Source organism: Bacillus sp. FSL K6-2839 (genome assembly GCF_038003365.1).
In the GTDB taxonomy this organism is placed as follows: Bacteria; Bacillota; Bacilli; order Bacillales; family Bacillaceae; genus Bacillus.
This window is the reverse complement of the sequence record NZ_JBBOOZ010000001.1, coordinates 146,023-161,124: the sequence shown is the minus strand read 5'-3', so window position 1 is coordinate 161,124 and position 15,102 is coordinate 146,023. Positions and strand designations below refer to the sequence as shown.

At 43.2% G+C, this 15,102-nt stretch carries 17 protein-coding genes; 1 reads left to right on the top strand and 16 read right to left on the bottom strand.

Annotated elements, in window-relative coordinates:
• Positions 1-55: 55 nt before the first annotated feature.
• The 6 genes from MHH26_RS00605 to MHH26_RS00580 all read right to left on the bottom strand — a co-directional run bounded on the left by MHH26_RS00605 (position 56) and on the right by MHH26_RS00580 (position 7,292).
• Positions 56-1,903, bottom strand: coding sequence for a sigma-54-dependent Fis family transcriptional regulator (locus MHH26_RS00605; protein ID WP_307499107.1), 1,848 nt, complete (start codon positions 1,901-1,903; stop codon positions 56-58).
• 108 nt (positions 1,904-2,011) lie between these two features.
• Positions 2,012-3,391, bottom strand: a complete 1,380-nt coding sequence (lpdA, locus tag MHH26_RS00600) for a dihydrolipoyl dehydrogenase (RefSeq protein ID WP_334750836.1) — start codon at positions 3,389-3,391, stop codon at positions 2,012-2,014.
• 18 nt (positions 3,392-3,409) lie between these two features.
• Complete coding sequence (locus tag MHH26_RS00595; protein WP_106038582.1) at positions 3,410-4,540, bottom strand: dihydrolipoamide acetyltransferase family protein; 1,131 nt, start codon at positions 4,538-4,540, stop codon at positions 3,410-3,412.
• A 17-nt stretch (positions 4,541-4,557) separates the two neighbouring features.
• The gene (locus MHH26_RS00590; protein ID WP_334750834.1) at positions 4,558-5,595 is read right to left on the bottom strand and encodes an alpha-ketoacid dehydrogenase subunit beta; all 1,038 of its coding nucleotides are present in this window, start codon (positions 5,593-5,595) and stop codon (positions 4,558-4,560) included.
• Positions 5,596-5,615: 20 nt separating this feature from the next.
• Entirely contained in the window at positions 5,616-6,593 is a 978-nt protein-coding gene (locus MHH26_RS00585; RefSeq protein WP_307499104.1) for a thiamine pyrophosphate-dependent dehydrogenase E1 component subunit alpha, read from the bottom strand.
• 225 nt (positions 6,594-6,818) lie between these two features.
• Entirely contained in the window at positions 6,819-7,292 is a 474-nt protein-coding gene (locus tag MHH26_RS00580) for a SprT family protein (protein WP_307499103.1), read from the bottom strand.
• Positions 7,293-7,391: 99 nt separating this feature from the next.
• Here MHH26_RS00580 and cmpA point away from each other — a divergent pair, with 99 nt between their 5' ends.
• Positions 7,392-7,526, top strand: coding sequence for a cortex morphogenetic protein CmpA (cmpA, locus tag MHH26_RS00575; RefSeq protein WP_095286213.1), 135 nt, complete (start codon positions 7,392-7,394; stop codon positions 7,524-7,526).
• A 19-nt stretch (positions 7,527-7,545) separates the two neighbouring features.
• On the opposite strand, the gene MHH26_RS00570 is transcribed toward cmpA, so the two are convergent.
• From MHH26_RS00570 to ndoA, 10 genes are all read right to left on the bottom strand, one after another.
• A complete protein-coding gene (locus tag MHH26_RS00570; protein WP_340971758.1) occupies positions 7,546-9,705 on the bottom strand; it encodes a Tex family protein in 2,160 nt (719 codons plus the stop codon).
• 76 nt (positions 9,706-9,781) lie between these two features.
• Positions 9,782-10,381, bottom strand: a complete 600-nt coding sequence (locus MHH26_RS00565) for a PP2C family serine/threonine-protein phosphatase (RefSeq protein WP_307499100.1) — start codon at positions 10,379-10,381, stop codon at positions 9,782-9,784.
• Positions 10,381-11,169, bottom strand: coding sequence for an RNA polymerase sigma factor SigB (sigB, locus tag MHH26_RS00560; protein ID WP_340971755.1), 789 nt, complete (start codon positions 11,167-11,169; stop codon positions 10,381-10,383). The genes MHH26_RS00565 and sigB overlap by 1 nt, the downstream gene beginning before the upstream one ends.
• Positions 11,135-11,623, bottom strand: a complete 489-nt coding sequence (gene rsbW / locus MHH26_RS00555; RefSeq protein ID WP_095286217.1) for an anti-sigma B factor RsbW — start codon at positions 11,621-11,623, stop codon at positions 11,135-11,137. Before rsbW ends, sigB begins: the two co-directional genes overlap by 35 nt.
• Complete coding sequence (locus MHH26_RS00550) at positions 11,620-11,949, bottom strand: anti-sigma factor antagonist (protein WP_034663950.1); 330 nt, start codon at positions 11,947-11,949, stop codon at positions 11,620-11,622. The genes rsbW and MHH26_RS00550 overlap by 4 nt, the downstream gene beginning before the upstream one ends.
• Positions 11,950-12,008: 59 nt before the next feature.
• Positions 12,009-13,016, bottom strand: a complete 1,008-nt coding sequence (locus MHH26_RS00545) for a PP2C family protein-serine/threonine phosphatase (RefSeq protein WP_106056749.1) — start codon at positions 13,014-13,016, stop codon at positions 12,009-12,011.
• Between the two features lie 10 nt (positions 13,017-13,026).
• A complete protein-coding gene (locus MHH26_RS00540) occupies positions 13,027-13,428 on the bottom strand; it encodes an anti-sigma regulatory factor (RefSeq protein WP_034663954.1) in 402 nt (133 codons plus the stop codon).
• Positions 13,429-13,430: 2 nt separating this feature from the next.
• Positions 13,431-13,799 carry an RsbT antagonist protein RsbS gene (gene rsbS / locus MHH26_RS00535; RefSeq protein ID WP_003214235.1) on the bottom strand — a complete coding sequence of 123 codons (369 nt, stop codon included), beginning with the start codon at positions 13,797-13,799 and terminating at the stop codon, positions 13,431-13,433.
• Positions 13,759-14,634 carry an RsbT co-antagonist protein RsbRA gene (locus tag MHH26_RS00530; RefSeq protein ID WP_045210228.1) on the bottom strand — a complete coding sequence of 292 codons (876 nt, stop codon included), beginning with the start codon at positions 14,632-14,634 and terminating at the stop codon, positions 13,759-13,761. Before MHH26_RS00530 ends, rsbS begins: the two co-directional genes overlap by 41 nt.
• A 117-nt stretch (positions 14,635-14,751) precedes the next feature.
• A complete protein-coding gene (gene ndoA, locus MHH26_RS00525) occupies positions 14,752-15,102 on the bottom strand; it encodes a type II toxin-antitoxin system endoribonuclease NdoA (protein WP_003214169.1) in 351 nt (116 codons plus the stop codon).

Here is a 15,102-nt window from a genome sequence, read left to right as displayed (position 1 = left end):
AGCCCCCGACCTCTTAACGTAGACCAAGGGCCTTGATGCAGCCTTCCTCAGGAGACTAAGACAGCTTAAACTTTCGCATCCACTTATAAAAAGTACTTCTTGGCACCCCTGCTAACTTCGCTGCTTCTGACACATGACCTTTCGTATTATGCAGTGCTTCTATCACTGTTTGCTTTTGAATGCGCTCCCTAAACGTGAGTTCTTTTGGAATCTCGGTACACTCTTCTGGATGCAGCTTCTGCTTTTTCTGATCAATCGTCTCTAATACTGAAGCATATTGCGATTCACCAATCCATCCGCCTTTAGGAAAGAGGACCCTTAGATGTTCAAACAGATTAAAAAGCTCTCGTATGTTTCCCGGCCAGTGGTATTCCTGCAATGTCTGAAAAAATGATTCAGGAAATACCGCATTCCAGTGGTACTTCTTTTGGTAATAACGATATAAATCATGAATGTCTTCTTTTCTTTCTCTAAGCGGCGGGATGTTGATCGGATAGACATGAAGACGGTAATACAAGTCTTCTCGTATTTTTCCTTCCTTCAGTAGTTCGTTCATATTACGGTGTGTCGCTGTAATGATTCGAATATCCAAAGGAATTTCGTATGTCCCGCCGAGCGGTACGACTTTCCTTTCTTCTATCACCCGAAGAAGTGCTACTTGCATCGCATATGGGATTTCGCCAATTTCGTCTAAAAAGAGTGTTCCTTTATGAGCTTGTTCAAATTTCCCTTTAGCTCCGTGACGTTTTGCCCCTGTAAAAGCCCCTTCAGCATAGCCGAATAATTCGCTTTCTAACAGGCTTTCAGGAATGGCTCCGCAATTAACAGCAATAAACGGTCCTCTATGCCTTTCACTGGCTGAGTGAATAGCTCTAGCGGCCAGTTCCTTCCCTGTACCTGTTTCGCCCCAAATATATACATTGGCATCTGTTTGTGCCGCTCTCTTCATCTCACTGAGCGTCTGTTGAAACACCTTACTTGTTCCAGATTCCCCGGGAAATTGAGCAAAGGAAACGGTGATGCTGCTTTTCGCTGCTTCTTCAAGGGAAAGGGACATGCCCAGCATCTTTCCATCTTGCTCTGATTGAATGATCTGCGTTCCCCGGATAACAAATGGATGACCCTTAAGCCGCTCGACATCCATTCCGTACCAGTCAGAAAATCGTTCTCTAATCGACCGGCTTGCAGAAACAATTTGCTTTTTTTCATTACAGATCACATACGGTTCGTCTGCTTCCACCTGCTGGAGACAATGAGTGATCAGCTCCATCTCTCTCCTTTTTTGCTGGACTTGAATTTCTCTCTCTATGGCATAAGCAACCGTTGAAGCCATTCCAAGCATAAAAGGGTGCTTGTTATCCGCCATACAGGAGATATCAATCACCCCTATGATCGTACCGTCTGCATCACGAATAGGAGCGGCTGAACAACTCCAATGGTGAGAGGCGACAGAAAAATGCTCAGTTCCGTTGATCGTCACAGCTTCCCCGATGACGAGTGCCGTTCCAATAGCGTTCGTGCCTACATCTGTTTCGGTCCAGCGCGACCCCTCCATAAAATTAATTTTTCTTGCTTCCACCATCGTTCTTTGGCTTCCTGTCAGACTTAGCACATAACCGTCTGCATCGATAAGTAAGGCCAGCATGTCAGATTCTTTTAATTGCTGACTGATTTTATTTAAGTAAGGAAGAGCGGCATTTAGGAATAATGAGTATTTCTTTTTTTGGGCACTGAATAATTCCTTTTCTAAGAACGACTGTCCTTTATCTAAATACGGATTAACATTTGCCTGTTTACATCTGTGCCATGATTCCATCACTCTCTTATTCAGACGAGACTTATCAAGCAAACCTTCACGAACAAAACGTTTCCACGTATTTAAATAACAAGGCGTCGGATTCATTCCATCCTCTCCTCTGGGGGCTTTTTATTCATTATAGATAATTATAAAAGCGCTTTCAATTAACATTGGCTAACCCAAGAAGTCAATCGGATAGAAATAGAGTCTTTTTCAGCAGTGCACCGCTCGTCCAATTGTTTGCAGCAAGGCTTCGTGTATCGCCTCTGAAAGTGTCGGATGTGCCGCAATAAACTGCTCTAATGTATCAGCGGTCAGCTCTGTATGCATCATCACCGCCGCTTGTCCAATCAGTTCTGTTGCATTCGGTCCAATGATTGATACACCTAAAATTTCTTGATATTGCGGTTCTACAATGACCTTTACTTGACCGGCTGGTTGATTTAAGATTAATGCTTTTCCATTTGCAGAAAATGCACATGTCCCTATCCGAATCTCCTCATATTGTTTTCTAGCACTCTCTTCATTTAAACCAACACTGGCGATTTCTGGAGAGGTGTAGATGCATCTTGGAATCACTTGTTCATTGACTTTTACATGTTCACCCGATGCATGGGATGCCGCAACCGTTCCTTCATGAAAAGCAGTATGAGCAAGCTGGACCCCACCTGTCACATCACCGCACGCATAAATATGCGGGAGATTGGTTTGCATATGTTCATTGACGTAGATTCCGTTTCTGTCAAATTCAATGCCGACCTGATCAAGATTCAACTCTCCAAGCTGCGGAGTTCTGCCAATTGCCACTAAGCAAAGATCAGACTGGATTTCACACTGCTCTCCTTGATTTTTCTCTACCACTACTTTTCTTGAAGAAGAATCAAGCTGTTTGACTGCAGCGGACGTCAAAATGTCTACACCCGTTTCTTCGAGTTGCTCGTGAAGACATTGTGCTATATCACAATCTTCTTCAGGTAAAATGTGCACTGCCCGCTCAACCATGACAACTTTTGTCCCCATTCTGCTAAATATGCTTGCAAACTCACAACCGATCACCCCTCCCCCAATAATACAAAGCGAATCTGGTATCGAAGAAAGTGACATGGCATCCTTGCTGTGAATGATCCATTCCCCATCAAAAGGTGCAAAAGGTAAAGCAGCAGGCGCTGCCCCTGATGCAATAATGATTTGTTTTGCTTGAATGATTTCAGACTTCCCTTCACTTTCTATCAATAGCTCATGTGCCGATAGAAATGATGCCTTCCCATTCACCACGCTGACTTTGTTTTTATTCATCAAGTAGCGAACGCCATCAGTCAGCTGCTTGACGACAGACTGTTTCCGTTTTTGGACGGCATCCCATTGGATGATAGGCTCATGTTCTGGAAGCTCAATTCCAAAATGTACAGCCGATTTCACATGCTCAAACATATCGGCGCTTTGCAAAAGCGCTTTCGTCGGAATACAGCCTTCATTGAGGCAGGTACCCCCCAGCTGACCTTGGTCAATTAACACAACCTCCCTGCCAAAACGGGCGGCTGTTATGGCCGCCACATAACCTGCTGGTCCGCCTCCTATAATGACCAGTGTCATGATACTTTCACCTTCTTCCTATAAAAGAATGGATATTGGTTCTTCTAAATATGCTTTGACCGTTGATAAAAATGCGGATGCCGGCGCTCCGTCCAGCACGCGGTGATCAAACGTAAGACTGAGTGGCAGGATGGTCCCTTTGCACAATTCATCCTCTCGATAAACAGGGGTTTCATACATTGTTCCGACGCCAAGGATACCGGCTTCCGGCGGATTCAAAATCGGAGTAAAATGCTCTACACCATAGGCACCTAGGTTGGTGATCGTAAAGGTAGAGCCTTCGATTTCATCGTGAAGAAGTTTGCCTTCACGTGCTTTTTTGCCATACAATTTGATGGTCTTCGCTAGCTCAATGAGCGCTAGTCTCTCCGCATGTCGAATAACTGGCACAGCTAAGCCGTTTTCTAAAGCAGCAGCTATCCCAAGATGAACATACTCAAAAGTTTCCACTCTTTCATTTTGATATTGACTGTTCATCGCAGGGTGTTCGAGTAATGAAAGGATCGTTGCTTTGGCCACAAAATCGGTCATGGTCAATTTTGTATCGTGACGGGCTATGGCTGTTTCATTCAGCTGTTGTTGTAAGTTTGTAAGTTTTGTCACGTCCGCTTTCATCGTAATGGTTAATTGTGCACTTGTTTGCAGGCTTTCCATCATTCTTGAGGCAATTGTTTTCCGCATCGTGTTAACAGGTTGATGCTCTGTCTCATTTTGTTTTTTCTCTGCCCGTTCAGGAAGCGCATGAAGCACATCCGCTTTCGTAATTCTTCCCCCCGGTCCTGTCCCCACCAGCGTATCAATGTCTAGGTTTGCGCTATTCGCAATTTTACGAGCAACAGGGGAGATTTTCTTTCTCTCTTTCTTTGGTTTTGACTGGACGTCTCTTTCTTTCTTTTCCTCCACCTGTTCATTTCCTTCACCGATATAGCAAATGACCGTGCCAGGCGGTACACCTTCTCCCTCAGACACTTTTATATCCAATATGGTTCCTTCAGCAGGTGATTCGATCTCCATTTCAATTTTTTCGGAGTTGATGCTTGCAATGCTTTCCCCTTTATTTACGGTCTCACCGACCTCCTTATTCCAGACAGATACCGTTCCTTCTTTCATCGACATACCCAATTTAGGCATCACAACTTCGACAGCCATCTCCCTCTCTCCTTTCTTTAGTTCAAGATCTTGTCATGATTCTTGCCAATCATCTCTAATACGGTGTTCACAACCTTATCAGGTGTCGGCAGATATATATCTTCAAGAGGTGGTGAAAATGGTACTGGTGTATGAGGAGCCGTCACTTTTTTGATTGGAGCATCAAGTAAATCGAATCCTTTATCTGCAATCAAAGAAGAGATATCTGCGGCAATTCCGCACCTTGGATTTGCTTCATCCACAATGACAAGCCGATTTGTTTTTTCTACCGAAGTCAGAATGGCCTCTTCATCGAGCGGCGACAAGCTTCTTGGATCAATCACTTCCGCTTCAATACCTTGAGCAGATAATTGCTCTGCCGCTTCGAGTGCTGTATGCACTTGTTTGCCTACTGCAAAGATGGTTACATCAGAACCCTCTCTCTTCACATCTGCTTTACCAAGCGGCAGTGTGTAATACCTCTCCGGCACATCTCCTGTGATATTGTAAAGCGTCTTGTCTTCAAAAAAGATGACAGGGTCCTGATCCTCGATGGCTGCCAGCAGCAGCCCTTTGGCTTCATAAGGTGAAGAAGGCACAACTACTTTTAATCCAGGAATGCTTGTAAATAACGCATACAAACTTTGCGAATGCTGGGCTGCTGCTCTAAAACCCGCCCCATGTGTCGTTCTAATCGTGATCGGCACCTCTGCTTTTCCGCCAAACATGTATCGAAATTTTGCGCCTTGATTCAGCACTTGGTCCAGACAAGTACCGATAAAATCATTAAACATAAGTTCCGCAATTGGTCTTAGCCCTGTTGAAGCAGCTGCCATAGCCGCGCCTACATAGCCAGCTTCACTAATCGGTGTGTCTAGGACACGCTCACGTCCAAACTCCTGTACGATTCCTTTTGTTACTCCAAGAACTCCGCCCCATGCTTCATCATCCTGTAAGTGATCTACATGAGCGCCTCCCGCAACATCTTCCCCCATTAAAATGACATCTTCGTCTCTTCTCATTGCCAGTTTAATCGCTTCATTCAAAGCACTAGACATGCTGATTTCTCTTGTCATTTTCCTCTCCCCTTTCTGATTTATTGATACGAAACATACACATCGGTCAGTAATTCGGTATGATCTGGATATTCACTTTCTTCACTGAATCTAACGGCTTCATCTATCGCTTCTGCTACAGCCGCTTCAATACTTGATATCTCTTGATTCGTCAGCAGCTGCTTCTTTAATAATTCATTTTTAAAAAGAGCGATGGCATCTTTCTCTTCTTGGTGTTCTGTTTTTTCTTGATTTGTTTTGTAGCGCTGAGCGTCTCCTTCAAAATGACCATAATTCCGATATGTCATGCATTCAATCAATGTCGGACCTTCACCATTTTTTGCTCGTTCTATCGCTTGTTCTGCTGCTTGATAAACGGCTGTCACATCTTTTCCATCTACTTGAATACCCGGAATGCCATAACTGGCGGCTCGATCCACGATCGATTTGCAGCTTGAAGCATAGGAAAATGGCGTCGCTTCCCCGTAACCATTGTTTTCTGCGATGAAAATGACAGGCAGTTTCCAGATGGCGGCGAGATTGATTCCTTCGTGAAAAGTCCCTTGATTGTTTGCACCATCCCCAAAAAAGCAAACGCTTACATTATCTGTCTTTTTATATTTAGCCGTGAGGGCTGCCCCGCACGCAAGTGGAAAGCCGCCTCCAACAATTCCGTTAGCACCGAGCATTCCCTTATCAAAATCTGCAATGTGCATGGATCCACCTTTTCCTTTACAAAGACCTGTGGCTTTTCCATAGATTTCTGCCATCATTCCTTTTAGATCACAGCCCTTAGCGATACAATGGCCGTGGCCGCGGTGTGTACTTGTAATACTGTCTTGTTCATTCAGATGAGCGCAGACTCCTACAGCAACAGCTTCTTCGCCAGCATAAAGATGGACAAAGCCTGGCAAAATCCCTTTTGTAAAAAGCGTGTGTACTTGATCTTCAAATTGGCGGATTTCCTGCATTTTTTGATACATCCAAACGGCTTTTTCTTTTGTGAGTGCCATTTCCATATGGTAAAACCTCCTATCTTTTTTGCTTGCACTTATATACAAGCAAAAAACGTGCCAACATCATGGCACTTGAAAACTTAGGTTTTGAACGATTCACACCGATCAAAAAAGAGACAAAATGAGACTTGCGTCTCTATTTGTCTCAATATGTCTACTTCATCTTCTATATATCACGATGATCAGTTCCATTGGACACAAAAAAAGCATCCCATAAAGGAATGCTTTTCACTCTGAATCGATTGTACGCCGCCATTTTAATTTTCCTTTGCAGACGCCGCACACATAACGAGAGGTATCAAATCGTCTTTTCCTAATAAAATACTGACCGCATCCTGTGCAGACATATTCATGCCATTTCTGTAAACACCGTTTATTTTGTACGGTCTTTAGCGATGTACAAAAACGTGGGGCTCCTACTTGTTTTAATAACTCTTTAAAATCGCGGTCCCGATGCTGATAGCCCTTCCCCTCAAGGTGCAGATGATAATGACACAGTTCATGCTTAATGATACCGATCAATTCGTCTCTTCCATGCTCCTCTAAATATCGGCGATTTAACTCAATATTGTGTGTACCAAGCAAATATCTTCCGCCTGTCGTTTTGAGACGGTCATTAAAAACAGCTTGATGGCGGAATGCCTTACCAAAGAACTGCTCAGAAATATGCTCTGTTAACTGCTGTAACTCTCTCTCCTTCAATCAAGATCGTTCCTTTCTATAAAAACCTCGAACGGGACAATTTCCCCTTTGCATACATTGAAGGTACACCCACTGTTTCGATCAAAGGAGGAATGGGCGATGCCCAACTGGCTGAAAAATCAGATGCAGAAGGCATTTTTTGAAAAAAATCATTACCAAATCAAATTGCTGAATCAATGCTGGTACTTCTACAGAAAAAAACATTCAGTCACATCAAGGCACACCCCATCCTAAGGTGCGCCTCGTTTTTTGTTTACTCTGGTTTCAGCATGGAGAGGGCAACGCGGCCTTTTGCCTGGTCAACGGAGTCCACCCATACAGTTACAATGTCACCAACTGATACAACGTCAAGCGGATGCTTCACAAAACGGTTGCTTAGCTTTGAAATATGTACAAGCCCGTCCTGCTTTACACCAATATCAACGAATGCGCCGAAGTCTACGACGTTTCTCACCGTTCCTTGCAGCTCCATTCCTTGCTTCAAGTCCTCCAATTTCAACACATCTGTTTTCAAAAGAGGTTTTGGGACTTCATCGCGCGGATCACGCTCAGGTCTTGTCAGCTGATCGATGATATCCTGAAGTGTAATGATACCAATATCAAGCTGCTCTGCTGCTTCGTCCAGTTTGACCTCTGCGATTTTCTCCTTTAACTGCTCTGTGCCAAGATCGTCTGGCGTCATCGTGATCATGCGTAAGAATTGTTTTGTTTCTTTATAGCTCTCTGGGTGAATGCCTGTACGATCAAGTGGATCTTGTCCGTCTGCGATGCGCAGGAAGCCGATACACTGCTCATAAGTCTTAGCACCAAGTCTTGGAATATCCTTGAGCTCTTTTCTGCTTGTGAATCTCCCAATCTCTTCGCGGCGCTTGATGATATTTCCTGCGACGGCTTTTGAAAGGCCTGACACATATTGCAGCAGCGCCTGTGAGGCCGTATTGACGTTCACACCGACTTGGTTGACGACAGTCTCCACCACGAAGGTTAACGAGCTGTTTAATTGCTTTTGGCTCACGTCATGCTGGTATTGGCCCACCCCGACAGACTTCGGATCAATTTTCACAAGCTCTGCTAAAGGATCTTGTAATCTTCTAGCAATTGATATGGCACTTCGTTCTTCGACTTGCAGGTCTGGAAACTCTTCTCGCGCCAGTGCAGACGCAGAGTATACACTTGCCCCTGCTTCATTCACAATTAAATAGGACACCGGCTGATCCAGCTCTTGAATCAGGTCTGCGATGAATTGTTCGGTCTCTCTTGAGGCTGTTCCATTTCCAATCGCAATGACTTCAATGTTTGATGATTGAATGATCTCTTTCACTTTTTGTTTGGCTTCCGCTTTTTTCTGCACAGGCGGGTGCGGGTAAATGACGCCAATATGATGGACTTTGCCCGTATCATCCACGACGGCTAACTTACAGCCTGTACGAAATGCAGGGTCGACTCCTAGTACACGCTTCCCTTTCATCGGCGGCTGAAGAAGCAGTTTTCTTAAGTTTTCAGCAAAAATATGAATCGCTTGCTCTTCTGCCTTTTCTGTCAGCTCTTTGCGTATTTCTCGTTCGATCGAAGGCTGAATGAGGCGCTTATAGGCATCATCAATTGCCGCTTCAATAAACGGCCTCGCCGTCGTCTGCTTGCCTTTTATGACTTGCTTGTCGAGATAGAAACGAATATTTTCAGCAGGTGGTTCGATGGCTGCCTTTAAGATGCCTTCTTTCTCTCCACGATTGACCGCTAGTACACGGTGGGGCACTATCTTTTTGATGGGCTCTTGATAATCGTAATACATTTCATAGACGTTTTTCTCATCGCTCTCGATGTCTTTTCCTGATGTGACCAGACTGCCCTTTTGGTACGTTTCACTGCGAATCCATTTCCGCATATCAGGATCATCAGCCAGCTGTTCAGCAATGATGTGCTGCGCGCCTTCAAGTGCCTCGTCTACACTTCTTACTTCCTTTTCTTCGTTGATAAAAGAAGCAGCCTTCTTCTCGATCTCATCGCTTGGCAGCGCGAGTACATATTCCGCCAGCGGCTCGAGCCCTTTTGCTTTGGCTACATTCGCCTTTGTTTTACGTTTTTGTTTGAATGGCCGGTATAAATCTTCGACCTCTTGCAGTTTATGAGCTTGTTCAATTTTTTGTTTTAATTCATCCGTCAGTTTGTCTTGTTCAGCGATTAAGCGAATGACTTCTTCTTTTCGGTTCATGACATTTTGGATATATGTATAGCGCTCTGAAATGGTTTGAATTTGCACCTCATCCAGTGAGCCTGTCTGCTCTTTCCGGTAACGGGCAATAAACGGGACGGTGTTGCCATCCTCTAAGAGCTTGATGACACTTTCAATTTGTTTTGTTGAAAGCTTTAATTCTGTTGCAATTTGTTTCAATAAAAAGTCAGATGTCTTCATACTTTGCATCCTCTCACTGTGTCTTCTCTTTTAGTGTATCAAAAAAACCGGCAAAACAGAAAAAAGGTCAGCTATTTTACATGAGCTGACCAAGTACATAGGTGAGATCGTCTTTCTTGTCTTGTGTGTATGCTTCAAGCTGTTTGGCAATGTCAGCAACTGAATGACTATGCTTTAAACACATTCTCATGTTTGGCACATTCAGTCCGTCTGAATACATAATGAATGTCGATCCTTTTTCGTAGGAATAGGTGTAAGTTTTATATTTTCTAGGTTTCCCTGATAAGTATCCTGATGTCGGAAGTGGATAAATATAGTCGCCAGAAGGGGCATTCAAGATAAACCGAATATTACCAACCGAACAATAGGTAAATTGCTGCTGGGAAAAATTCACCTTTAAGATCGCAACTGTGGCCCCGCGTTTATTTTTCATAGCCTGATTGCATCTGTCGATGAGGGTCGTCATATCCTCATGTCCATATTCTTCGACAATTTCGCTGACTAAAGAAGATGATTCATTGGCGAACTGACCGCTGCCTAATCCGTCTGCCACAGCACAAATTAGTTCTTCATCATCTGCTTTAATAAAAAAACTGTCCCCGCAGCATGATTTCCCTTCTTTATTCGATTGATAGATAATAACATTCACATGCTCATGCTGTTCAATCTGCTTCATTAGCCTAGCTCCATAGACGCATCTTCTGATAATGCATCTCGTAGCTTTTTAACTGCCTTCCGTTGCAGTCTCAATACATGCATTTGGGATATCCCGAGTAAATCGCCTGTTTCTTTCTGACTCTTATTTTGTAAATAAGTCAGATTGATAATCTCTTTTTCTCGATCTGTCAGAACATGAAGCACACTCTCAAGCATCATTTTTTGGTTCACGCGTTCGTAGCCTTCTTCCTGTGAGCCGACGACGTCTAAAATGGTAACGGTACTTCCTTCAGAATCAGCCTCAACGCCTTGGTCTACAGACAGCGCTTGATAGCTTTTGCCCATCTCCATTGTTTCAAGTACTTCTTCTTCTGTCACATCTAGATATTCTGCAATTTCTTGTACTTTAGGTGACTTTTGTGTCTCCGTTGTCAGATGGTCAACTGCCATCTTGATTCTTGGGCCAAGCTCTTTTATCCGTCTTGGTACATGGACACTCCATGTCTTATCACGTAAAAAGCGTTTGATTTCCCCGATAATGGTTGGAATCGCAAAGGCTTCAAATGATTTACCGACGAGCGGGTCATAACGCTTAATGGCACCGAGTAAACCAATCATTCCAACTTGTCTGAGATCCTCATGAAAACTTTTCCCTTTGGAATATTTTTTCGCCAGCATATCGACCAGATTTGTATAACATTCGACAAGCGTGAGCTGCGCCTGCTCGTCTTGATTGGTTTGATAGCTTTGGATGAGGCGATCCACTTCATCTTTAGTTAGTTTCATAGTTTTGGATGGTTGTGTCATGGTCAACTCGCTCCCTGTTTAAAAACTTTGTCATCGCAACGGTAACTCCGGAGTTTGCTTGCACCTCGACTTCATCCATCAATGTTTGCATCAAATATAAACCAAGACCTCCTTCTGCCAATTGATCCACCGTATGAGCAGATGTGTAAGGCCCTAGTCCTTCCTGCTTTTGCTTAAAGTCAAAGCTACCGCCTTTGTCAGAGACAATGATTTCTAGACGATCCTCATAGACAAGAAAGCGAACAGCTACCTCTCCATCTTCGCCATGTTCACCTTTGTAGGCATGCTGAACTGCATTTGTACAAGCCTCACTGACGGCAATTTTTAAGTCCTCAATCTCTTCGTAGGCATAGCCCATACGGCTTGCTACGCCTGAAAGAGTCAGACGAATGATGCCTACGTATTCTGGTTTCGCCGGGATTTTCATCTCGATTAAATCTACTGATTCGTTCATTGTACCCCACCCTCTGTCTTTGCAGAAATGTCAATGATGTCCTTTAGTCCAGTAATTTCAAACAATCTTACAAGCCGATCCGATAAGTTCTCAAGCTTTAATGTTCCGCCTGCTTTTTGAGCCGCTTTAAACAGCCCAACAAATACACCTAAACCCGTACTATCCATATAAGAAACATCCTTCAAGCAGATTTCAAGATGATCCCCTTGCTCCGCTTTAGGCATAAGCTTTTCTCTTAGCTCAGGAGCGGAGTATACATCGATTTCTCCGCTGACGCTAATTTTCGTCTTATTATCTATTTGATGCTCTTTCATAGACATATTCATTATGCATTCACCTCGAAATTCTTGTTTCCTAGAATTTTATATACCCGCATATTTACTTTCTAAACCTTTCTTTTCAGAACAAGTAATGTAAAGTCATCATGAAGCTGAAAATCTTGCAGCTTCAGTAAGCTGGCATAGATAGCATCGACCATTTCCTGAGCTGAATAAGATAGGTGCTCTGCTATAAGCGTTTTGATATCCTCCCGCTCTAAAAAACCGTCCTCTGACTTGGATTCTGTCACGCCATCTGAGAATAAGATGACCATATCCCCGACGTCCAAATACTTCTCATACTGCCGGTAGTCAAAGTCTGGTGCGATCCCAAGGACAAGTCCCTTAGCGTCTAAATCGTAAAATTGATTCTCTTTTTTGCAATAGAAAAAGCCCGGCTCATGACCAGCCGATGCATATTTAAATTCATGCGTTGCTTTATTATAGCTGCCATAGAACATGGTAATAAACATGCTCGGGTCTACGTTTTGCTCGACAACACGATTAAGGGTTTTTAACACCTTTGTGGGACCGCTTCCTGACTCCGGCAAGGAATCCATCGCATACTTAATCATCGACATACAGAGCGCAGCCGGGATGCCTTTCCCAATCACATCTGCGATCGCGATATTAATCGTATCGTGATCGGTGACAAAATGGTAATAATCTCCACTCATCTGTTTTGCCGGCACACTAATAGCCCCGATATCAAATGTGTCTCCTTCTGGAATTTTCGTTTCCAGAAGGGTTTGCTGAACATTAGCAGCAATTTCGATTTCTGATTTAATTTCTTGCTGGATGCCTCTAAGTGTTAAATGTTCCTGGTAAGCTAGTCCGTACCCAATCATGACTTCAATTAAGAAGTCTAGTGAATGAAAGACATCTTTCGGCAAATCAGGGTATAGCTCCTGAATCACTTTTCGGTGAACACTCACTATTTCTTCAGGAGGTATTTGATGCTCAATGGTTTTTCGGCTAAATTTTTGAGCTTGATAAAGCGATGTTTCAGTTAAATCACTGATATAACGACTGAGCAGCTGATGATACCGCTGCTCCATTACCTCCTTAAAATCCATGGTTTCCCTCCTAGCGAAGCCACTTAACAGCTTTTATCTCCGTTCCTTGTTCTTGTGTAGAATCTAATTCAAAATCATCCATCAGTCTTCTGACTCCCGGAAGACCTGCTCCGAGTCCGCCTGATGTAGAAAAACCGTCTTCCATCACTTTACGTATATCCATGATGCCAGGCCCTTCATCGGCTGCAATGATTTTGAGTCCACGCTTTCCGCGCTCCATCACTTCTTCTATACAAATCTGACCTTTACCAGCGTATAAATAGATGTTTCGAGCTAGTTCAGAAATGGCCGTCGTAATTCTTGCTTGGTCAACTGTTCCAAATCCTAATTCTTTAGCAACATTTCGCCCCAGTTGTCTTGCCGCAACTATGTCCCATTCCGTCAAAATTTTCACACAGGATTGGTCTTTCATATCTATTCCCCCAATTCCCGCTTCAATGTCTCAAGCCCTTGTTCAAGATCTAATGCTGTCTGAATTTCTTCCAGTGATATACCAAGTTCAATCAATGTTACAGCGACTGCCGGCTGTATTCCTGTTAATACAACTTTTGCCCCCATGAGCTTTGACATCGTGATGACATCGCCTAATACTTTTGCGATAAATGAATCGATCATATCAACAGATGTTAGGTCAATGACAACGCCGTTCGCTCCTGTTTCATGAATTTTATTCAGCAAGTCTTCTTGAAAGTGAAGGGCTGTTTGGTCATCAAGCTCCCACTGTATCGAAATTAGAAGACAATTATATAATTTTAAGATTGGAATCTTCGGGTGATTTCTCACTGGGTTTCCCCTCCAATGAAACAATTTTTCGATTTGTCATTTCTAAAGCAGTTTGAATTCCTTTTTGAAGGGTATTCTTTGTTGTAACTTGAGATAAATCAATTCCAAGGGTGACGATGGTTTGGGCGATTTCTGGGCGAATACCGACCAATAAGCATTTTGCACCTACTAATCTCACAGCCTCTGACGCTTGAATGATATGGTGTGCCACCATTGTATCGACGACAGGTACACCGGTGATGTCGATTAAGACCACCTGTGACCGATGCTTCACAACGCCATTTAACAAATTCTCCATGATCTTCTTCGCACGGTCTGTATCAATTGTTCCGACAAGAGGCATGACAGTGATGTGCTCAAACACCGGAATCAGCGGAGCAGAAAGTTCCTGTAACGCAATTTTTTGAAGGTTGACGGTTTTCTCCCATGAGATGGAGTAGTGATTCAATATTTCGTTATGAACTGGTGAGATGAACCGATCAATTTCCCATATGAGCTCATTACTTCCTTGTTCAGTATTTTTGTCACTGTTCATTTTGTGATATAAGTGTGAACGGATTTCCGTTAGCCCTTTTGCCAGTAACTTAAGTGATATACCCATTTGTACAATTTTTAAAGCAAAAGATTGCACTTTTTCTTCAAAATCCTCAGCATTCGCCTCTGAAAGGGATGCCAGAATAAGCTGGACATATTCGGAACAAATCGTTTCATACATTTTATCGTTTAGCATCATGTCCGTTTCTTCTTCTCCGAGTCGTTTGAAGATGTCAGTCCATTCTTTTTCTAATTCCTTTTGGTGCGCTCTAGCAAAAGCTAACACGATATGATTCGACATAATTTACCCCCTACATACATAAAAAACAATAACTTTCATTCTCTCTCCATTATAGCCTTAATAAAAAATGAACACAAAAAAAAGTTGCTCACAGGAGAGCAACCAAATATCACCATATTAAAAATCAATAAGAGCCAAACTAACTTGTAAGGCTTCATCAACCTTCTCCATCATCTCATCATCAAGATGTGTGATTTTATCTGTCAATCTTTGTTTATCGATTGTACGAATCTGTTCCAAAAGAATGACAGAATCTCGTTCAAAGCCGTAGCGCTTTGCATTGATTTCGACGTGAGTCGGTAATTTCGCTTTTTGTATTTGGGCTGTTATGGCTGCAACGATAGCAGTCGGGCTGAAGCGATTTCCAATGTCATTTTGAATCACCAATACCGGGCGAACCCCGCCCTGCTCGGAGCCAACAACAGGAGATAAATCAGCAAAGTAAACATCACCGCGTTTAACAATCAA